The sequence below is a fragment of the Winogradskyella forsetii genome, from assembly GCF_013394595.1.
GTDB classification, from domain to species: Bacteria; Bacteroidota; Bacteroidia; order Flavobacteriales; family Flavobacteriaceae; genus Winogradskyella; species Winogradskyella forsetii.
Window position 1 is genome coordinate 1,779,645 of record NZ_CP053348.1, and the last position, 23,278, is coordinate 1,802,922.

Genomic DNA, 23,278 nt, shown 5'->3' on the forward strand with positions numbered 1-23,278 from the left:
ATAGATCGATTTTTCTTCTTTAAAGCTGCAAAAGCCTAATAAAGAGGTTTTAGACTAAATTTTCGTGCTTTAATTTAGAATCTATTAATTCAAAAAGTTTTAAGATTTTAAAAACAATCCAAAAATTTAATTGAGTTTATGAAAGGGAAAACTAGCCACCATGTCTTATATCTACAACTCTAAAGCCTTTAATTTTAAATGGCTTTTTCACAAAGTTTACTATATTTACTCTTATATAAATATTGATTTCCAATTCCATTGGAGTCATTTATTAAAACTAAACAAGCTTGTATAAAAAAATACTTCTCATTTTACGTCTTAAACGCATTGCACTCGTTGCTTTGTGTCTAAGCGTGTTGTGTTCATTACCAGTTTGCGCCCAGAATGATGATTTATATGCTAAAGCTAAGGAGTTTGTTAATTCTAATCCAGACGAGTCCATTAAGATTGCAGAACACTTACTAAAAACAAGCAGTGAGAATCAAGGGAAGGCAATGGCAAATTTACTTTTGTCCCAATGCTATATGATTAAAGGGGACTATAATAGAGCCCTTAATTATGCTTTTAATGAATACAGTCAATTTGAGGATGTAAATGTAATTACAAGAATAGAGAACTTTATTCTTAAAGCAACATTATTGAGGGAATTACGCTTAAATCAACAATCGCAATATTACTTAGATAAGGGACAAGCACTAACAGTGGGCTTGGATTCTAAAAGTAGAGATTCCTTATTGTTTTTAATTAAATTGGAAACAATTAAAATGCTATTGAACAACCGTGATACTCAAGAGGCACTTGATTCATTAAATAAGATTGAAAAAGAGTCTAAGTCATTTTTATCTCAACATGTAAATCAAAATAGAGGGTTGTTATTGTCTAAGTTACGTGCTTTTAGTGATCTTTCTAAATACGATTCTGCCTTTGTTTGTATTGATAAAATAATGGCTCTAATGAAGGTAGGCCCTTTAAATAGTTTATATGAAAAAGCTTGCATATATAGAGAATTAGGGCATTTACAATTACAAAAAAAAGAGTTCAGTAAAAGTGAAGAAACCCTATTTATTGCTCTAAAATATGCTGAAATTCTAGATAATCCTTTTTTGAGTGAAAGAGTAAATAGGGATTTAGCCATAAATTATTTAGCCTCTAACAAAAAAAATCAGCATAGGGTTTATAATAATGAATTTTTGGTGCTAAATACTAAGGTCGAATTAATTGAACAAGAATCTGTTAATACGTACTATAATATTGTGACAGAGCAAGATAATAATCGGGTGCTTGCGGAAAGTCAAAAATATAGAAAATACCATTATATCTTATTGACTATAACATTAGTCCTTGTAATGATTGGAATTTTCGTGCTTCAAAAAAGTGAAAGCAGAAAAAAACGATTAAGAGAAATTATTAATTATCTAGAAGTTAGTAGAACTAAGATTATAAATACAAAAACGACTCCAAAAACATCAAAAAAACAAATAGCCATTCCCGAGGAAACAGAGCGAGCCATCTTGGCTAAAATAAAAAGTTTTGAAAAATCAAAAATGTTTTTAAATAAAGACATATCTCTTGCTTTTTTAGCAGGCAATTTTGAAACAAATACCAAGTACTTATCAGGTGTAATCCATAAACATTACAATGATAATTTTAATACGTTTATTAATAAAATGCGAATTAATTATATTATTGAAAAACTTAAAAATGATACGGTTTACATGAATTATAAAATTAGTTATTTAGCTTCAGAATGCGGTTTTACAACACATAGTAGGTTTGCTACCGTATTTAAATCTGTAATAGGAATGTCGCCAGTAACTTTTATAGATCTTTTAAAAGAGGAAAGAGAAGCTTTGGATAAAACAAACGATTAAAAATGGGGTTTAAGCAGACATATTTATTTCTCTTATTTAACTTATCAATTTGTGTCTGGAATTTAGCGGCAAATAATTGGCAAAATAAAGACGTAGATAGCTTACTTGATGTGAAATCAGCAACTATTTACGAAAACCCAAATGCTTTTATTGAGTATGGCCTCTCTGTATTTAATGATGATACAAATTCGATTATTACAAAAATTAATGCACTTATGCATGTCTCAACGGCTTACTCTTCTAAAAGAGATTATAAGAAAGCCCTGGAGTATTCTATTATAGCAAATGAGCTTTCAGAACAAGTCATTGATAATCCAATGTTGAAAATTAATATTTTACTTAGAACTGGTATCTTATACCAGCAGCTAAAGATTTTCGATAAATCTATGGAGGTTCTAGACAAAGCGGAACAATTATCTATTGCTCATCCTAATAGAAAGGAGGTCGCTTTCGCTTTGGGAAACATATACTTAACTAAAGGTTTTATTTACAAAGACAACTTAAATTGTGACATAGGTTTAGTGTTTTTCGATAAAGGGATTTCGGAATATGAACAAATAGAAGAATTCCTATATTTAGGAAATTTAAGTATAGCTTATTACAACAAAGGCAACTGTTACACAGTATTATCAGAATATGGAATGGCCAAAAATAGTTTCTACAAAGCTATAGAATTGGCAAAGATTCATAAGGCCAATAGTTTAATTTCATTTGCCCAAAAAGGCTTGGCAGAAGTTTACACTTTAGAGGGGAAATATCAAGAATCCATAGATCTTTTAACGGATGCTTTAGAAAAATCAAGCGAGGTCGGAGATATTGTTTTAAATCACGGAATTTACAAAGGTTTGTTTGAGAATTATTTGGCGCTTAATCAATGGGATAAGTATCAAACCAATTACGACCTTTTTTTAACAACGCAGTTAGCAATAAAAGAATCTGAGCGTAATTCTGTAAGCAACTCCATCGTGGATAGTTCTAAATCTAAGTCCGAAGAGCTTCAAGCGATAAAATCGAACTTCAATCTTAATCTTAAGATAGTAATATTTTTGAATGTATTTTTTATTGTGGTCATTGGTTATTTCGAATTTCGAAACCGTAAAATTATAAAATCACTTCACAATACGGTAAAAACGATCCAAAATACAAAGCAAGTTTCAGATCATTAAAAATATCACATAAAACACTTATAATTAGTATTTTACGCTTTATTTGGGCTGTCACTTTTCGGGAAATGGGATAGTGATAACCTTGTATCATCTCATAAAGTGTCATAATTTTATTGGGAAGTTTAATAATTAATTAAAACCAAAAACCAATGAAAAAAATTACCCTCTTTATTATGATGCTTGTAAGCATAACCATGTATGCCCAAGTAGAGATTGTTGAAAATTTTGATAATGCACCAGAATTTGGGCTTCCAGAAGGTTGGACGACTTCAACAAATGAATTTAATAGTCCTGCATACAACGCCGTACCTTACTCTCAATGTGGAGGTACAGGTAAGAGTGTATTAACGGGAGCCAATACGGACTTTGGTCCAACACCTTGGGCGTTTGAATATATTTTAACAACTCCAAATTATCCAAGTATCACCAACAGTACAGATTTAACGGTTAGTTTTTCTATTAATGTATTTGAAGAGGGCTTTGCTTTTGTATTTCCTCCAACACCTCCATCGGCACCTGTTTCAGATTGGGGCACAGTAACTTTGGAATATACGGTCGATGGCGGCAACACTTGGATGACGGCTGTAACAGTAAATCCTTCTGATTTAACGTTTACGGATGTTAATACCTGTACAACAATACCTGCTGCTAATTTAGGCGCACTTGCTGCTGGTAATGATTTTCAAGCGCGTTTTGTTTCTAATCTTAATAACATTGATCCGAATAAATTTGCGCTAACTATTGCATTAGATAATATATCAATCACGCAAGTGGCAACGGAAGTACCAAATTGTGATACTACTTTATTATCGCCTTTGGATGGTTCAGTTGGGACCGACTTAAATGATACCATTACATGGCAAGCGGCAACAGGAATTCCAACAGGATACAATGTTTCAATAGGTACCACTTCTGGTGGGACTGAAATTTTAGATAACGTAACTACAACTGAAACGAGTTATTCATTAGCTGGTCTTGGTTTAGCATACGCAACAGAGTACTTTGTTAATATTGTACCTTATAACGGATTTGGTGATGCAACAACAGGTTGTATAGAAGAAAGTTTTACAACTAGAAATGCGCCAATAGAGGGGGCTACATGTTCAAATCCTTATGTAATTACATCATTTCCATATATAGGAGGAAGTGATAATACGGCCAATTATGAAAATAACGTTAATGAGGGACCTTGTGGAGGCTTTCCTGCAGCGAATATAGATGGTTATGATGTGTTTTATGAAATTACACCAACCACAGATATTTCAATTAATATTGATTTAGCACAAATTACGGAATATGGAGCAGCTATTCATGTTACCGAAGGCTGTCCAGATAGTGCTACGGCGTGTGTTGCTCTTGCTAGTGATGATTACTCAACGGAACCACCTAATATTAACAGATCATTGCAGAATGTAGTATTATTAGCTGGAAACACTTACTTTATTACAATTAGTAGTGCCGGTTTTGATAGTACTTTTAGTTATGGTGCCTTAGTCATTACTAAAAATAGTTGTATCAACCCAGAATTTACTTTAACTCCTGTTGAAGATTGTGGAAACGGCCAATTTTCCGTAGACGTAGATGTTACATACCTTGGTGATGCCACTTCTTTAACCATAACTGACGGAACTAATACAATTCCTAATATTACATCTACAGGTGTTTATAATATTGGTTCTTATCCAAGTACCACTACGGTAGATATAGTACTTACCAACGACCAAGATAATTCTTGTGATTTTACGGATTCGACATTTTTCTACTGTCCACCTTCTAACGATGATTGTAGTGCTGCTATAGATTTAACAAGTACTATCAATACTGATGATACATGTACATTATTTACTAGTGCTACAAATGCAGGGGCCACAGAATCTGCTAGTAATCCTGTAACTTGCGATTTTACAGGTGATAATGATGTTTGGTTTACTTTTGTTGCTAGTAGTGAAACCATGATTATAGAATATCTTAATGTAGCTGCTGCAATTGGGGATTTCGCAGGAAATCAGTCTACTGAATTATTAGACGGTAGTTGTGGTACGTTTACAAGTCTTGGATGTTTTACAAATGCTAATTATGTTACTCTTAATAATTTAACAATAAATAGCACTTACTATTTAAGAAATTCTTCTAGTAATACTGACGTGGCTCAAAATTTTGACATCTGTTTAAGAGAGTCACCAGCACCACCTGCGAACGATGAGTGTTCTGGCGCTATTGCATTGGCCGTTTCAACAGACGAAGCTTGCGATAACCTATTAACAGGTACAACTGTAGGAGCTACACCATCAATAGAAAATACATGTAACAATGGTTTTACAGAATTCTGGAAGGATGTATGGTATGAATTTACTGCAACAGAGGAAGGACTTTACAGGTTCATATTCAATTCAACTAACTTTAACGCGAGTTATTTCATTTACTCCGGAGCTTGTGGTGCTTTAATTGAAGAAAGCACAAATTGTTTTGATACCAACGCGCAAGTACATTCTATAGCTAGTGGCGAAAGTCGTTATGTTATGGTAAGGTCTAGTAATACTGAACCTGGTTTTGAATTTGATTTATGTGTATTTAAACTGCCGCCTCCAGTTGAAAATAACGATTGTTCTACACCTACAGTGATGTTGGAATCTACGGATGATACAGGTAATAACATGATTTCTGGAAATTTCGCAAACTCTTATCCGTCATCAGAAGCCTGTGATATTGGAGGAAATACAATTTGGTACAGTTTTACACCAACGTATACAGGGGAGTATAACTTTAATCTTATACCAGGCGTTGGGAATCCGTATTATTCAGTTTTCAATACTGATGATTGTTCGCAAACAGCAAATAACTATGTGCCAAATTCTGGTTGCTATGGTTCTGGTCAGCTTACGACTGATTTAGTTGCAGGTACAACCTATTTAGTTTCAATATATAGTTTTGATACGTCTAACAATGCTGAAACATTTGACTTTCTGGTATATCCGGATGCTTCTTTAAGTATTGATTCAAATAACATCGAAACTTTTAATTATTATCCTAACCCAATAGTAAATACATTAACGGTTGAAGCTAAAACTTCAATTTCAAAAATCACTGTTTACAACATGGTAGGTCAACAAGTAAAAGTAGTAGCCCCTAACAACTTAATGACCGTGATTGACATGAATGATTTAAACACAGGTGTTTACTTTATCAATGTTATTATCAACGAGTCTCAACAGACTTTTAAGGTTATTAAAGAATAGATTAATAGCAGCTTTTTTTTACTACCCAATAAGGGTAACATGAAAATGTTACCCTTTTAATCCAACAGAAATATAACACTATGGGCAATATGGTTCAATTCATTCTAACAAGTCATAATTCTTTGTTCTCTAAAGTTTTTTCTTGTTCCAAGACTTTCAAAGTGAAGTTAATGGGAAAAGTAAGTTACACTCTACTTTTTTTAGTCTTGTTACTTTTTTCAGGTAAAAGTTTTGCACAATTATCTGAAAATTTTGATACTGGTATTCCAGCGACTTGGACACTTTTTGGAAATAGTAATGCGGTCCAAAGTTGGACCACAACAACTGATGGCTATTTGGGTACAAATGGGACTTCAATAAATCCAAGTGCTGATAATATTGGAGATCAAAATACAGCACAGTATTTTTTAGTAACACCGCAATTTACGGTTCCAGAAAATGGGGAAATTCAATTCTACACCAAACAATCTAATGAAGCAGACAATGGCGCACAATATGAAATCAGACTTTCCACAGCGGCACAACCAGATATCAATGGTTTTAATATCACCGTACAATCTTATACAGAGACCAATCTAAATGTCGGATTGCAAACTGATTATGAACAGAAAGTTATAGAATTACCAACATCCATTCCTGCCGGATTGGAAATATATATTGCCTTTGTCGCGGTAAACACCCAAAATGGCGCAACTCCAACTGGAGATGAATGGTTTGTTGACGACATATCTATTTTAGAAGGGTGTATAGAAATTGACGACAATAACGTTTCAGTTGATGATATCACAGTAGATGGAGCAGAGGTGACATGGTCGCATCCTACAGCCACAAATTTTGAAATACAGATCTTACCAACAGGCGGAGTTCCTGCCGATAGTGGAATTCCTGTTTCAGGAACTTCCTATACATTATCTAATTTAGATGAAGACACTGAATTCGATATTTATATTTCTGCAATTTGCGATAATGAAACGCAAAGTGCCTTCACGGGACCTTACACGTTTGAAACTTTAAAGTTTGGTTTGTCTTGTGATGCACCAATTATCGTTCCAGATGTAACAGCTACACCTTATGTATTAGCAGATAATTTAGCAAATTGGGTCAATCCAAATGAAAGTTATACCACACAAGGCTCAAATTGCTTGTCTACTACTGATAATCAAAATTATTTAAGTGGTGATAAAGTGTTTTTAACTTATACACCTACTGAAGATGGGTTGGTGACCATCACCCAAACTACTTTTGATGGTGGTAATGAAAATAACAACTGTTATAATCCACAAAGTTCGGTTCTTGTTTATGAAAGTTGTGCAGCAGTTGGTGTTAATTGTATTGCAGGTTTAAATACTACAAATGGTTTTGAGCCAAAATCAATAAATAACTTGTTGGTCGAAGCTGGGCAAACCTATGTTATTGTTGTCTCATCATTTTTCACATCTGGTGCTGGAATTTGTTTTGAATTGGAAATTTCAAGCCCAACTTGTGCGCCACCAGCGGATTTTACATTTAATAATTTAACCGAAAATAGTGTTTCTTATTCTTGGGATAATGTTGGAGGTTTTTCAGATTCTTGGGAATATGTTGCCGTTCCAACAGGGACTGGAGAGCCAATAGGTTCTGGAACCACCACCACTACCAATTTGGATAACAGTATTAACGGATTGATAACAGCAACCACATACGATTTATACGTAAGGTCTATTTGTTCTGGTGTACCTGGTATTTGGAGCAATCCAATTACATTTACAACACAATGCAGTACATTCGATACCCCTTATTTTACAGATTTCAATAACGCCACTAACGAAAACCCAGAACCATGTTGGACAACCATCGATGCCAATGGCGATGATAATAGCTGGAATTTTATCGGTGGATGGGCAACGGTTAGAACATCACTCGCAAGATTTCAGAATAATGATTATTATGTTTCTCCGCGTATAAATTTCGATGGGACACCAAAACGTTTACGTTACAAGCATAGCTCTACGCAAGGTTCTTCAACTTATACCATAAAACTATCTACAACAGGAGTTGGCTACGACGATTTTACAACAGTCGTTTTATCACCAATCACCATTAATAATACAAGTTTTCAAGAATATATTGTTGATTTGCCCGAAGGCATTACAGGAGAAGTTAATGTGGCTTGGATTGTTGAACCTAATACAACAGAGACGGCATTAAGAGTATCTATTGATGATGTATATATTGAAGATAAACCATCCTGTCCTGATCCGTTGAATCCATTTGTTCTTGCATCACAAATTACCACCAATTCAGCATGGTTGTTTTGGACTGCAGGTGATGACGAAACCCAATGGGAATTAGTTATACAGGATTTGGATTCTGGTGAACCAACAACAAATGGTCTTTTAGTCACAAATAATGCGCCATACATAGCCACGGGTTTAGAATCTGGTAGACGATATGAATTTTATGTGAGGGCTTATTGTGCTGAGGATGATCAAAGTGAATGGGTTGGTCCTGTTCCGTTTACAACCTTATGTGATTCTTATGACACACCATTTTTTGAAAGTTTTAATGACGAAGATGCAGATACCCAAAAATTTTGTTGGGAAATCAATAATGTTAATAATGATAATATTACATGGACTATCAACGAAACCCTTGCGTTTATATCAACAGCATCTTTTAACCCACCAACAAGTTTTAATGATTATTTAATTTCACCTCAAATTAATTTAATTGGTCAAAAAGAGTTAAAATTTAAAGTTAGGGCCGACTTTTCACTTTTTGCTAGCGCCACACGTTTTGGTTTAGAAGTGCTGATGTCAACCACAAACACTAATCCAGGCAGTTTTTCTGTGATATCGCCTCTCGAAATATATACCAATAGCGCTTTTATAGAAAAATCGATAATTGTTGAAGGTAACGGACCTGTTTATTTTGCGTTTAGAGTACCACCGGAATTCACAGGGCCTTGGTCAAATATTAGTATTGATGATGTTAGTATTAACGATGCACCTCCCTGTCCTAATCCATCTAATTTAATGGTAGATACTACTACCGCTACAACAGCTGATTTATCTTGGTCTCTAGGCTTTGAAGAGACAGATTGGAATATCGTTGTGCAGCCTGTTGGTTCTGGTGCGCCTACGGGAACAGGAGAAGCAGTGATGGTAACAAATTATACAGCAACAGATTTATTACCAGATACGGAGTACGAATTTTATGTTAGGGCAGATTGTAATTCTGAAACTAGCGAGTGGGTTGGCCCAATAACATTTAGAACTTTGTGTACCGCATTTACAACGCCTTTTGTTGAAACGTTTAACATAGGTTCTCCGTCCGAAAGTTGTTGGCAAACAGTAAATAATAACGGCGATGTTTTTATTTGGGAACTTAACAGTGCTATATTTCCTTTTGAAGGGGATCAATCTGCTGCTATTGCAACAACGACTAACGGTAATAGCGATGATTGGTTAATTTCTCCAACAATTACAATTACAGAAAATCAACGTTTACGATATTACTATAGAGCAGCATATAGCTTTTACATTGAGGATTTAGAAGTTCTGCTTTCTACTAACGGAACTGGGTTAAGTGAATTCACAACTGTTTTATATGATTCTGACGACGATCCAGTGATCATTAATAATGAGGAATACAAAGTAAGAATCATAAACTTTCCAACAGGTATTAGTGGAGATGTCAACATAGCATTCCACGCGCCCTTTTTTCCTCCAGATCCTTCAGGTATTCGAGGTGTGGCTCTTTTTATAGACAATGTAAATATTGAAGATATTCCTGAATGTTCAGAACCCACAAATATCAGCTTTAATAATATTACGGATACTCAGGTACAAGTGGGTTGGGACACTAACGGTTCTGAAACAGCTTGGGAGATTTCAGTCCAACCAGCTGGAACGCCTGCTCCTGTTGGCGATACCGATCCAAGTTATTTGTATAATGCTACAACCAATCCATTTTCAATTACCGGATTGACAGCCTCAACAGCGTATGACATATATATTCGGGCAATATGTGACAATTCGCAGAGCGAATGGACAGGGCCAAAAGAGCTCACGACCAAATGTAGTTTTGAAAACTTATGTCAATATACTTTTATACTTACAAGTGACTTTGCCATATCAGCCTCCCTTGACATTACTCAAAATAATCAAGTCGTACAGTCATTACCTTTTAATGGGGAACAGGCCGAAGAATTCACTGTTTTTTTATGTTCAGGTGTTGAGTTTTCAGTATTCTTCGAAACGTTAGGAAGTGCTCAAAGCCAGTATGAGAGTTATAAATTTGAAATTAGAGATGGTTTAGGCGTTACGGTTTACGACAGTCCATTTAACATCCCACTTAAAACAACGGTTTACGAGGGCACAGCGCTTTGTGGAACAATTGCATGTCCACAACCAACAGATTTAACTATTAGTGACACTAATGTGATGTCTTGGCTTCCTGGAGGAAGCGAAACACAATGGGAAGTGGCTATTCAGCAAATTGGGAATGGCACTTTACCACAGTCAGGGACCATAGTGTCAACAAATTCTTATACACCGACAGCTTCTGATTTTAATGATCCTTTTGCAGCGACTTACGAGTATTTTGTTAGATCCGTTTGCGGTACAGGTGATGAAAGCTTCTGGTCTGGTCCTTTTGAATTCGTCAGAAATGACGATGTTAGCAATGCTATTACACTTCCAATAAATGCTGATAATGTCTGCGAGATATCAGCAACTGAAGTATCGTTTATTGGAGCAACGATTTCTTCAGAAAGCCTATCATGTGATGGAGCTAACAACGGTGATGTTTGGTTTGACTTTACAGCAGAATCCCTAGTACATATTATTGAAGTTAATGGCTTTACAGGCGAGTTCTACTATTTTGATGGTGCACCACGTTTTCCAAATATTGCCATGACACTTTATAGAGACACTGGTGTGACTCTTGAGGAAATAGCATGTACCTATGACAAAATTATGGTTACTATGTATTCTTCAGAATTAGTTGTTGGTGATAACTATAAATTGAGACTATCCTTAAACACGCCAGATTCTAGTATGTATAGATTTAACGTATGTATTAAGACACCTCAAGAATTGTGCTCAGTAGATACTGTCAACGGTGGTTTTGAAACACCTGCATTGAATTTTATAGGTGGAGTATCTTCAATTGTTACCATGGAAGTGGTTCCAGGTTGGCGTACAAATCTAACAACATGGGGCGAGGATGGTGCCATCTTTATTTGGGAAGGTTTAGGTGCTCCAGGATTTGAACCTTATGAGGGTAGTCAATGTGTACAGCTATTGGGCGATATAGACGACCCTGCAGATCCAAACGATCCAGAAGATATACGAGGCTATTATAAAGACTTTGATACCTCAGAAACAACTTTGTTCGATTATAGTTTTGCACATCTAGGGAGGTCTGAAGGTAATATAGTTCAACTCTTTGCTGGACCACCAGGTGGACCTTATACCTTGGTTGATGAAAACTTAGCTGAAGTTCAAGCTTGGACACTTGTGTCCGGTGAATACCAAATTCCTGTTGGTCAAAATGCGACACGATTTATTTTTAGAGCCGGTAATGATAATGATATTGGTAATATTTTGGATGCTGTAAGCTTTCTTCCCAATAATGAAATTATTACAGAATCATTTACGGTAGATTGCGATAATACAAATGCTAATGTTCAGGCAAATGGTTTTGGTACTTGGGTTCCAAGTGATTCTAATCCAGGTGATGTATTGATTACTGGTGCAGATACCAACAACGCAATGATTACCAATTTTATTCAACCAGGCGTTTACACATTTACATGGCAAACTTCTTATTGTGCCTATGATATCGAGATCACCTACAACGGCATCGCTGAGACACCAGAAGTGACCAGTCCAGTTGAGTATTGTTTAGGGGATACGGCGGAGCAACTCTCAGCGTCGACCTCGGACCTTTACGATCTGATGTGGTTCACACAGGCATCAGGCGGCACAGGAAGCGAAACGGGACCGACACCTGATACCTCAGTGGTCAGTACAACATCGTATTACGCAGCTTATGTTGACACCGAAGGTTGCGAAGGGCCAAGGGCGGAAATCGTGGTCACGGTGAGTGAATCGTTTACACCGGAACTGACATTCAGTTATGAAGATACCTGTGCGGTAGCCACAGAAAACCCAACCCCAATTTTAAGCGACGGCTTTGAAACAGGAGGCACATTCTCATCAACGACCCTAACTGTAGATGCTACAACAGGCGTCATTGATATGGCCTCGGCATCAGCAGGGCAACATGACGTAACCTATACTTTTGACGGCAATGAAGAGACTTGTACGTCTGCAGGATCGTTTATGGTAACTATAACGTTTACGGCCGCATCGGTGCCAGTAACCGTATTTGACTACGGAACCACGGCTTACTGTGTACTCTCTTCAGAGACCATTACACCATCACTGGCGAACAACTTTACAACAGGAGGTACATTTAGTTCCTCAACATTAACGGTGGATGCCGCAACGGGAGTCGTTGACCTATCTTCCGCTACGGCCGGTAGCCATGACGTTACTTACAACGTTGAAGCAGATGCCACAGCATGTTCCGGTTCAGGTATGTTTACCGCAACTATAGAGATTACAGCAAGTACAAGTCCTGTTACAGCGTTCACTTATGCCGAAGATATATATTGTGCGGATAGTAATACCATTCTTCCAGAACTGGCTACAGGCTTTACGACTGGAGGCCTGTTTTCATCCGACAACGGCCTGTCCATCAACGGGAATACAGGGGAAATCGATGTGGCTTCAAGTACATTGGGCAATTATGACGTGACCTATACGGTTGCGGAAAATGTTTCAAATTGTGTCGAAGCGGCAACGGGCACGTTCAACATTACCATTTTGGATGCCATTGAAGTGGGCGTGCAGGGCGGATGCGACGGCGCGGATTACATACTTACCGCATCGCCGGTCAACAATTCGTTCGAGACCGAGGAAGCCACGTATACCTGGAAGGATGCCAACGGGACTACCGTTGGTCAGAATTCTGAAGTGTTCAATGTCACGGACTATGCGGACTTAAACCCTAATGCATCGGCACCGTTGCAATTCTCGGTAACGGTGGATTTCGGCGGTTGTTCAATCACAACGGCCTACACCTCCGAACGTTTGGCATGCGGCACCATACCACAGGGCATTTCGCCGGACGGGAACAACAAGAACGATACGTTCGACCTTACGGGATATGGCGTAAGATCACTGATCATTTTCAACCGTTACGGTCGGGAAGTGTTCAATTATAGCGGTAGCTATACCGATCAATGGTACGGACAGACCAATGATGGCAAGGAACTACCGGACGGCACCTATTTCTACAGTATTGAAAAGGAAGACGGAAACGGGGAAACTGGTTGGGTTTACATAAACAGGGCGCATTAAGCACTGGCGAAACCATAGCAAATTAAATAGAGTCAAAAACATCTTGGTCTAAGCTGAAATAGTCGAACTGAATTACGGCTATTCCGTTTAGCCCTTGACAACCAATAGATATATTCAAATGAAAAAACTATATTTCACAACCGTTTTCGCACTCCTGGTCTCGGTAGGTGCCCATGCGCAGCAAGACCCTCAGTATACGCAGTACATGTACAACATGAACGTTGTAAACCCGGCATACGCGGGCTCGAAAGAAGCGTTGTCCATCGGCCTGTTGTACAGATCGCAATGGGTCGGTATTACCGACGCACCAAAGACAGCGACACTGTCGGTCCATAGCCCAATTGGTAGCAACGTCGGTCTGGGATTATCGGTGATTTCCGATAGGATCGGGCCTGTTGAGGAAAACAATGTGTTCGCGGATTTTTCATATACGCTCAATTTGGGAGGCGAGCATAAGTTGGCATTTGGCCTAAAGGCAGGCGCCACGTTCCATGACATAGGCCTGTTCAGCGATATAGGAAATGGTTTTGTACCAGATGCAGGGGACGAGGCCTTCAGTGAAAATACAACGAACACCTATCTGAATTTTGGGGCCGGTGCATTTTATTACACGGACAAATATTACCTGTCCCTATCCGTGCCCAACATGTTAAAGGGCACCCATCTGGACGTGACCAATAACGGACAGGAATTCAGTTACGGTTCAGAGGTGCTGCACTATTTCCTTTCCGCGGGTTATGTGTTCGACCTAGCGGGCAGCACAAAATTCAAACCGTCGTTTTTATTGAAGTCGGCCTTTGATGCACCGACATCGCTGGACCTCTCTGCCAATTTTTTATTCTATGATAAACTGGAGGTCGGCGCCACCTACCGCTTGGAGGATTCGGTCGGTGCCATGGCAAATTTTGCGGTCACGCCGGACATTAGGATAGGCTATGCCTATGACTATACAACCTCGGACCTTAATGTGAGATCATCCGGATCCCATGAGATCATGTTGTTGTTCGATCTAAGTCCGTCTAAAAAAGTATCCATTTCACCTCGATTTTTCTAATCTTTTAAACGTTTAAAAATGAAAAAAATATATCGTCTCTTGAGCTTGGTCCTGGTCATAACGACTTCAAGCTTCGGACAGAATAAGCAAACAGAAAAGGCAGACCAGCTCTACGATGGCTATCAGTATGTGGATGCCATAGAAGCATACCTAAAGCTTGTAGAGGATAACAGTGCGGACGCGTATGTTTACAGGCAATTGGCGGACAGTTATTACAACGTGTTCAACATTGGCGAAGCCTCAAAATGGTACAAAAAGGCCTTGGAGAACAACCAGGATGCCGAGACCCATTACCGTTATGCACAGGTGCTGAAGTCGCAAGGGGATTATGAAGCGGCCAATGCGCAAATGGACGCCTTTTCAAGAATGAGCCCAGATGATATCCGTGCCAAGGCCCACTTGGGAAACCCGAATTACATCCCCAAATTGGCCGATATCACCAAAACGTTCACTGTTGAGAACATAGCGATCAATGACGAGGGACAAAGCGATTTTGGAGCGGTTCTCTCCAATGACAACATCCTGTATTTTGTAAGTACAAGAAAGACCTCAGGCAAAGAAGATGCCTGGACGAACCAGCCCTATCTGGATATTTATAGGTCCATTAGGAACGATGAGGGAGCGCTGTCAGAACCTGAAGGCGTGGAAGAGTTGAACACCATTTACCACGACGGTCCCATAACCATCAGCGCAGATGGGAAAACGATGTATTTTTCCCGGGACGGCCATTCGGACGGCACGTTCAAAAAGATAAAGAACAACCGAGTGAAACTAGCACAGCAAGGCATCTATAAAGCCACGATGGTTGATGGGAAATGGGGAAATATAGAGGCCCTGCCCATAAACAGCAAGGATTATACGGTAAGCCATCCAAGTTTGAGCAGTGACGGCAAGACCCTCTATTTTGCGTCCAACATGCCAGGAGGACTTGGGGGCACGGATATCTGGAAAGTAAGGGTGAGCGGAAATACATATGGCGAACCGGAAAATTTGGGGCCCAAGGTCAACACATCCGGCAAGGAAGGGTTTCCGTATATCAGCGAGGACAATATTCTATATTTCGCATCAAGCGGAAGGCAAGGGTTCGGAGGGCTCGATATTTTCAAATATGACATGAACACTGATGAATCCGCTGAAAACCTGGGAAACGTCATAAACACTAAGAGGGACGACTTTGCTTTTAGTGTGAACAACACCTTGAAAGTCGGTTACTTTTCGTCAAACAGATCTGGAGTGGACAATATTTACATGGCCATCCCCATTTGCCAGTTTGAAACGATAGCAATTGTTAAGGACAAGGATACGAACTCGGTACTTCCTGGAGCAAGTGTTACAATTTTAGATGCCCAGAACAATGAAATAGCGGCACAGGCAACCGATATGAAAGGTAAGACCGACTTTAACGTTGGCTGTGACAACAACTATGTTCTGAACGTTTCAATGGAAGGCTATGAAACCACTTCAGTTCCTGTTGGGGAATCGGATGGAGAAGCTGTTGAAGTGGCCATAGAGCTAAAACCGATAAATGAAATGATCACGGAAACCGAAGTGAAACTGAACAATATCTACTTTGAGTTCAACAAGAGCAATATCACTAACCAAGGTGCTATGGAACTGGATAAACTGGTGGCCATAATGAAGGATCACCCAGAGATGAAGATTTTGGTAAGATCCCATACGGATTCTAAGGGAAATGCGGATTACAACCTAAAGCTGTCCGAAAGGCGCGCACAATCCACCATGCAGTATGTGATATCCAAGGGCATCGATGGCCAGAGGTTATCTGCAAAGGGTATGGGAGCCACGGCACCAAAAGTAAATTGTGGCCCTAATTGCACGGAAGATGAGGATGCGCAGAACAGACGATCGGAGTTCTTAATTGTTAGGGACTAATATCTTATTTGGTTACGATCTTAAAAATTTTAGATATCAGAAAAACTAACTAATCAACCACATAAACCAATTCAACAAATTCAGATAGCCTAAAATATCCAAAAGGATAGTTATCTGAATTGGTTGTATTAATGCAATTGCCTCTTACGGTTGCTGGTTGTGTTTCAAATGGTCCGCCACCTTGTTCACTTCCTTGCTGTAAAAGAATAAACATAAATTCATAATATTGTTCTGAAACTCCAAAATGGCGCATGATCACTTCATCCCCAGATTCTAAATCTTCCTCGGTGTAATAAGCAAAAATTTGATTGCCATCAATAAATTCATCATCTAAAACGTCTAAAGTTGGAACCACTGGAATATCACTTATATATTCAAAGAAATAAAAATTATCGATATCCGGAGGATCTGTAAAATAGGTTTTTAATTCAATATCCTCACCTGTAAAACCGCCTTCATTATTCTGTTCTACAAATTCTATTGGAACTACTGACTTCAAGGTTTCCGATGCTGTATAAATTTCCCCATTGTAATTAATAGTTAAGTTATAGACACCATCAATGACTGGAATGAAATTATTGTTTCGATAGATACCAGTATCAGCTTCCTCAATAAAATTAAACGTATTATTGTTGGTATCTGTAATTTGAACCGTAGCTCCATTTGCGGGTGGAGTAGCATCATCAAAAAATGGCGCTGACAGTGATAATTTTATACTTTGTTGGTTTCCTGTTGTATTTTTTAACCAGTTGATGGAAGCTTCAATAACTAACCGTGGTTCTGCTTCATTAAGGTCGACGTCAATGACATCTTCGCACGTATAAAATAATGAAAAGACGAGGAGCATATAGATTGATTTTTTCATGATTTAAAATTTAAAATTATAAGAAATTGAAGGTACCATTCCAAAAATGGCTAAACGTACGGCTTCATTCGTTCCAGTATCCCTGTTTTCCCTAAAGGATATACTGGCTGCATTTTTACGACCATAAACGTTGTAAACTCCAAACACCCATTCGCCTTTAAATCCTTTGGTACTCTCTTGTTTTGGGTTAAAATTTGCAGAAATATCCAAGCGATGATATGTCGGTAATCTACTGGAGTTTCTGGCTTCGTAATTTGGGATTACCAAGCCATTGTACTCGTATTGACCGTTGGGATAGGTGGTAGGCTGCCCTGTTTGAAATAAGAAATTTGAACTAAACGACCACTTTTTGTTCAACTCATAGCTTCCTGTCAAGGAAATATCATGGGTTTTGTCATAAGCCGTATTATACCATTGGCCATTACTGATTCCTGTTTCCACGGGAGTTCTTCCTGGCGTTCTTTGTTCGGACTTAGACAACGTATATGCCAGCCAACCTGTAAACCTGCCTTCATTTTTTCTAAACAGAACTTCCAATCCGTATGCTCTTGCTTCACCATTCAAGATAACCTGCTCTATGGCATCATTGGCTATTAAATTGGCACCATCCACATAATCGATTCGGTTTTTAATGGTTTTATAGAAGCTTTCAACCTCTAAGGAAAATGTATTGTCTTTAATGGTTCTAAAGTATCCAACAGCAACTTGATCCAACAATTGTGGTTTCACATATTTACCACTAGGCGTCCACACATCTAAAGGCGTAGGAGAGTTGGTATTGGATAATAAATGCAAATATTGGCTCATTCGGTTGTAACTGGCCTTAACCGATGAATTATCGTTAAGCTGATAGGCAATTGCCAATCTAGGTTCAATATTTGAAAACGATTCTATGACATCACTTCTGTTAAAAGTTTCTGTACCGATTGGTTCTGCTTTTTCATAGATGCCAATGGCTTCATTAAATGTTAAAGCAGAATTGTTTTCATAAATATTTAATTCATCTTGTCCCAAACGATGAAACGTACTGAAACGTGCGCCATAACTTACAGAAAGCTTGTTACTTAATTTATGCTCAGCATCTAGATATATGGCATTTTCAAAAGCATATTTATCAATTAATTTATAAGGGTTGATCCCTGAACTTTCAGTTGTCGGATTGATATCACCAGGATTAAACTTATAGTAAATGCTGTTTAGTCCATATTCAAGTTTAAAATTATTGTTGATGTAATGTTTGAAATCGTATTTCAGATTAAAGTTTCTTATACCAGACTCCCAATCAAATTCAACAAAAGTTAATTTTAAACCGTAATAGTAATCGGAATAAATTAAGGATAGATTAGAAAATAATTTATCTGAAAACAAATGATTCCACCTAAAATTAATAACCGTATTCCCAAATGTGTTTTCAAAACTGTCTGAGATTTCAAAGACATCCCTGCCAAAATAACCTGATAAGTAAACATTATTGTTTTTATTGATATTGTAGCTAAGTTTAGTGTTTAAATCGTAGAAATAAGCTTTACTATCAATATCAAAAAGTGGCAGGAACAAGTGCGCATAACTACTTCGGCCACCAACCAAAAAAGAACCCTTCTCCTTTACTATAGGACCTTCAGCTAATAAACGACTGGAAATTAAGCCGATGCCACCATTCATGTGAAATGTATTGCTATTGCCTTCTTTTTGGTAAATATCCAAAACAGAAGATACGCGACCGCCATATTTGGCAGGTATTCCGCCTTTATATAGTTTAAGGTCTTTGATCGCATCTGGATTAAAAACCGAAAAGAAACCAAAAAGATGGGACGAGTTAAATATGGTGGCTTCATCTAAAAGAATTAAATTTTGGTCAGCCGCTCCACCTCTTACATTAAAGCCAGAAGAGCCTTCGCCAGCATTGGTAACACCTGGTAACAATGTTATGGATTTTATAACATCAACTTCACCCAAAACCACTGGCATATTCTTTATGGTTTTAATTGATAAAGAATTCACGCTCATTTGTGGTTTTTTAATGTTCAGTTTTTCGATATCTTCAGTCACAACAACTTCATCCAAACTTTCGGCAGCTTCCTCAAGTTTATAGTTTTTTGTCACATTATCGTTAAGTTCTAAGGTCTCTGAAATGGTTTTAAAACCTAAATAACTTATTTGTATGTCATAAGTGCCTGATGGTAAGGTGATAGAGTAGAATCCGTATTCATTGGTCACTGTTCCTGTTTGTAATTCTGGGATTATAATGTTCACACCAATAAGGGTTTCATTACTAAGAATATCGGTTATGGTGCCGCTAAGTGTAAATTTGTCTTGAGCTTGAAGTCCGAATACATTGAGCAATAAACAGAGGATAAAACCTCTAAGAAGTAATTTCATATGCGATGAATATTGTAGTTTGATTGGTACTGTGTTTCTACTAAAAACGATTAACCTATAACGTTGTTACACTAAAAGTAAATTAAAACATAAAAAAAGCTTCCCTAAAGAAGCTTTTTTAACATAACCTTAATCTAAGGATTAATCGTTTACAATAGTATTCAATGCTTTGCTCGGACGCATAGCGTTAGTCACTAAATTTTCATCAGGAAGATAATAACCCTCAATATTTACAGATTCGCCTTGGCAGTCAATTAATTCCTTAACTATGGCTTCTTCATTTGAAGATAGTGCCTTGTGTATTTCAGAAAACTCAGCTTTGAGTTCCGCATCCTTATCTTGATTCGCTAAAGCTTCAGCCCAATACAGCGCCAAATAGAAATGGCTTCCTCTATTGTCTAATTCATTAACTTTTCTTGACGGTCCTTTTTTGTTTTCCAATAATTTATCTGAAGCATCATCTAAAGTTTCCCCCAAAACGCTTGCTTTTTTATTATCATTCACCTGTGAAAAATGCTCTAATGAAACTGCTAATGCTAAAAATTCGCCTAAAGAATCCCAACGTAAATGATTTTCTTCCACAAATTGCTGAACGTGTTTTGGTGCAGAACCTCCAGCACCAGTTTCAAACAAGCCACCTCCATTCATTAAAGGTACAATTGATAACATTTTGGCACTTGTACCCACTTCTAAAATCGGGAACAAATCCGTTAAATAATCTCTTAGAACGTTTCCTGTAACTGAGATGGTATCTTCTCCGGCTTTAAGTCGTTTTAAAGTGAAATTAGTGGCATCAATTGGCGATAAAATTCTAATATCCAATCCTTCAGTATCGTGATCTTTAAGATATGTATTTACTTTTTTAATCAATTCTGCATCATGAGCTCTTTTCTTATCCAACCAAAAAACAGCAGGTGTTTCAGACGCTCTTGCTCTTGTCACCGCTAATTTCACCCAATCTTGAATCGGTGCATCTTTAGTTTGGCACATTCTCCAAATATCACCTTCTTCTACTTTATGACTTGTTAAAACATTGCCGTTAGCGTCAATTGCTTCAACCTTTCCTTTAGATTTTATCTCGAAAGTTTTATCATGAGATCCATATTCTTCGGCTTTTTGAGCCATAAGTCCGACATTAGGAACGGTTCCCATGGTTGTAGGATCAAAAGCGCCATGTTTTTTACAGAAATCGATGGTAGCAATATACACACCAGCATAACTGCTATCTGGAATGACCGCTTTAGTATCTTGTAGTTTGCCTTCAGCATTCCACATTTGCCCAGATGTTCTGATCATTGCTGGCATAGATGCATCGATAATAACATCACTAGGTACATGGAGATTGGTAATGCCTCTATCTGAATTTACCATGGCTAAATCTGCACTATGGTCTAAAGCAAAACGAATATCGTCTCTAATCGCGTCGCGTTTTTCTTCTGGTAAATCGTGTAATTTTTCAAGTAAGTTACCGAAACCATTCTTAACATCCACTCCAATTTTTTCAAAGGTTTTGCCATGTTTCTCAAACAAATCACTAAAGAACACACGTACAGCATGCCCAAATATGATTGGGTCAGACACCTTCATCATGGTCGCTTTCATATGTAATGAGAACAACACGCTTTTGTCTAGAGCATCTTCAACTTGCTCTTCTAAGAATTCAAGTAGAGCTTTTTTGCTCATTACCGTAGCATCGATAATTTCGCCATTTAACAAATCTAAGCGCTCTTTTAGGTTGGTTTTATTGCCTTTGGCATCTGTATGAACAATTTTTATGGTGTTGGCAGCATTAAGTGTAACTGATTTTTCGTTGTGCGCAAAATCACCTTTAGACATTGTAGCCACATGGGTTTTAGAATCTTTGCTCCAAGCTCCCATACTGTGCGGATTTTTCTTGGCATAATTCTTAACGGCTTTTGGCGCACGTCTGTCTGAATTTCCTTCCCTAAGAACTGGGTTCACGGCACTTCCTTTTATTTTATCGTAGCGTGACTTAATTTCCTTTTCAGCATCATTTTTTGGTTCGTCTGGATAATCAGGAAGTTTGTAGCCTTTGCTTTGTAACTCTTCAATGGCAGCATTAAGTTGTGGAATGGAGGCACTTATATTAGGTAATTTTATAATATTAGCTTCTGGTTTTTTCGCTAACTCGCCCAATTCGGCAAGCGCATCAGCTACTTTTTGGTCTTCTGTTAAAAAATCCGGGAAAGTTGCTAAAATCCTAGCAGCTAATGATATATCCTTTGTTTCAATAGTAATGCCAGAAGACTTTGTAAATGCTTTAACAATTGGTAAAAAAGAACGTGTTGCTAAAGCTGGTGCTTCATCCGTTTTTGTATAAACTATCTTTGCTGTTTTTGTCATAAGTCTTGAAAATAATTTGAATAATATTTTGCCTAAAATTAAGCTGAGCAAATATACGAAAACGTTTGATTTTACAAGTGGTAGATTAACACTAAACAGTACGAATTTTTAAGGAATCTGTAAATTACAGAAGAAATCCATTAAATTATTATTTTATCTTTATTTTGAAGGCTTCTAGCAGTCCCAAAATATTTTCTTTTGAAAAAGATGCATTCTTAATTTGATTGATGGAAGGGTTAATATTGAAATTAAAAGCCGAAGTAAAATCCGTATGTTCTAGGTTGGTTCTGTCGAAAGTGGAGTTACTTAAATCACAGTCCTTAAAGACCACGTGTTTGGCTTCGCTTTCTGTGAAATCCACTTGATGCATTATACAATTTGAAAATTGCGTATGATTGATTTTTAGTTGGTAGAAACTACTTAAATTCAAGGTGCAATTTTGAAACTTGAAGGACAACAAAAAGGCATTACAATTTTGAAATAAAACTCCTAGAATTTTACAATCTTTAAAGTTAACAGCGTTGAAGGTTGTATGCATCACATTAACATTACTAAAATTACAATCCACAAAATCACATTCCAAAAAATTAATATTGGAGAGGTCGGAGTTTTCAAAATTACAATTGGTAAACGTGCATTCCATATATTCTGCTTTTGGGAGCGGATTGTTTGTATAATCTTTTGAGTTGAAGTTTTGATTGTCCGTTAATGGTGGGTTCATGTTGGTAGCGTACTAAATGATTTGATCTGTTTGAGATCCTGAAATAAGTTCAGGATGACGAAATTAGAAATTTAGTCAAAAAAAAAGCCATATCACTCAGATAAAATCTGCGCTGACATGGCTTTCATAGAAACAGTACTAACGTGACCTACTTAGCTTGCACTAACACAACTGAATGACCTAAGTCAACAGTTTTTCGGTTCAAGGGTTTCTGTTTCAAATTCGAAACAGTTCATATCTTTCAAAATGTATTGACCTGATATTACTTTGTTTCTTAGGTCTGTTTTTCTTGATGTTTTCCTAAAATACTCGCATAA

Annotated in this window: 10 protein-coding genes; 6 read left to right on the forward strand and 4 right to left on the reverse strand. The window is 37.5% G+C overall.

The window, feature by feature from the left end:
- Positions 1 to 287: 287 nt before the first annotated feature.
- The 6 genes from HM987_RS07785 (at position 288) to HM987_RS07810 (ending at position 16,632) form a co-directional block, all read left to right on the forward strand.
- On the forward strand, positions 288 to 1,871 hold the full coding sequence (locus HM987_RS07785; protein WP_179006738.1) for a helix-turn-helix domain-containing protein: 1,584 nt from the start codon (positions 288 to 290) through the stop codon (positions 1,869 to 1,871).
- 2 nt (positions 1,872 to 1,873) lie between these two features.
- Entirely contained in the window at positions 1,874 to 3,037 is a 1,164-nt protein-coding gene (locus HM987_RS07790; protein ID WP_179006740.1) for a tetratricopeptide repeat protein, read from the forward strand.
- A gap of 149 nt (positions 3,038 to 3,186) precedes the next feature.
- A complete protein-coding gene (locus HM987_RS07795; RefSeq protein ID WP_179006742.1) occupies positions 3,187 to 6,273 on the forward strand; it encodes a T9SS type A sorting domain-containing protein in 3,087 nt (1,028 codons plus the stop codon).
- Between the two features lie 170 nt (positions 6,274 to 6,443).
- Positions 6,444 to 13,685, forward strand: coding sequence for a choice-of-anchor J domain-containing protein (locus HM987_RS07800; RefSeq protein ID WP_179006744.1), 7,242 nt, complete (start codon positions 6,444 to 6,446; stop codon positions 13,683 to 13,685).
- 118 nt (positions 13,686 to 13,803) lie between these two features.
- Complete coding sequence (locus HM987_RS07805; protein WP_179006746.1) at positions 13,804 to 14,739, forward strand: PorP/SprF family type IX secretion system membrane protein; 936 nt, start codon at positions 13,804 to 13,806, stop codon at positions 14,737 to 14,739.
- An 18-nt stretch (positions 14,740 to 14,757) separates the two neighbouring features.
- Positions 14,758 to 16,632, forward strand: coding sequence for an OmpA family protein (locus tag HM987_RS07810; RefSeq protein ID WP_179006747.1), 1,875 nt, complete (start codon positions 14,758 to 14,760; stop codon positions 16,630 to 16,632).
- A 49-nt stretch (positions 16,633 to 16,681) separates the two neighbouring features.
- Here the strand turns inward: HM987_RS07810 and HM987_RS07815 are convergent, their stop codons facing one another.
- From HM987_RS07815 to HM987_RS07830, 4 genes are all read right to left on the reverse strand, one after another.
- On the reverse strand, positions 16,682 to 17,497 hold the full coding sequence (locus HM987_RS07815; RefSeq protein ID WP_179006749.1) for a DUF4249 domain-containing protein: 816 nt from the start codon (positions 17,495 to 17,497) through the stop codon (positions 16,682 to 16,684).
- Positions 17,498 to 17,500: 3 nt separating this feature from the next.
- Positions 17,501 to 19,876, reverse strand: coding sequence for a TonB-dependent receptor (locus tag HM987_RS07820; RefSeq protein ID WP_179006751.1), 2,376 nt, complete (start codon positions 19,874 to 19,876; stop codon positions 17,501 to 17,503).
- Positions 19,877 to 20,017: 141 nt separating this feature from the next.
- Complete coding sequence (locus HM987_RS07825) at positions 20,018 to 22,240, reverse strand: NADP-dependent isocitrate dehydrogenase (RefSeq protein ID WP_179006753.1); 2,223 nt, start codon at positions 22,238 to 22,240, stop codon at positions 20,018 to 20,020.
- 148 nt (positions 22,241 to 22,388) lie between these two features.
- Positions 22,389 to 22,961, reverse strand: a complete 573-nt coding sequence (locus HM987_RS07830; RefSeq protein WP_179006755.1) for a pentapeptide repeat-containing protein — start codon at positions 22,959 to 22,961, stop codon at positions 22,389 to 22,391.
- Positions 22,962 to 23,278 lie beyond the last annotated feature (317 nt).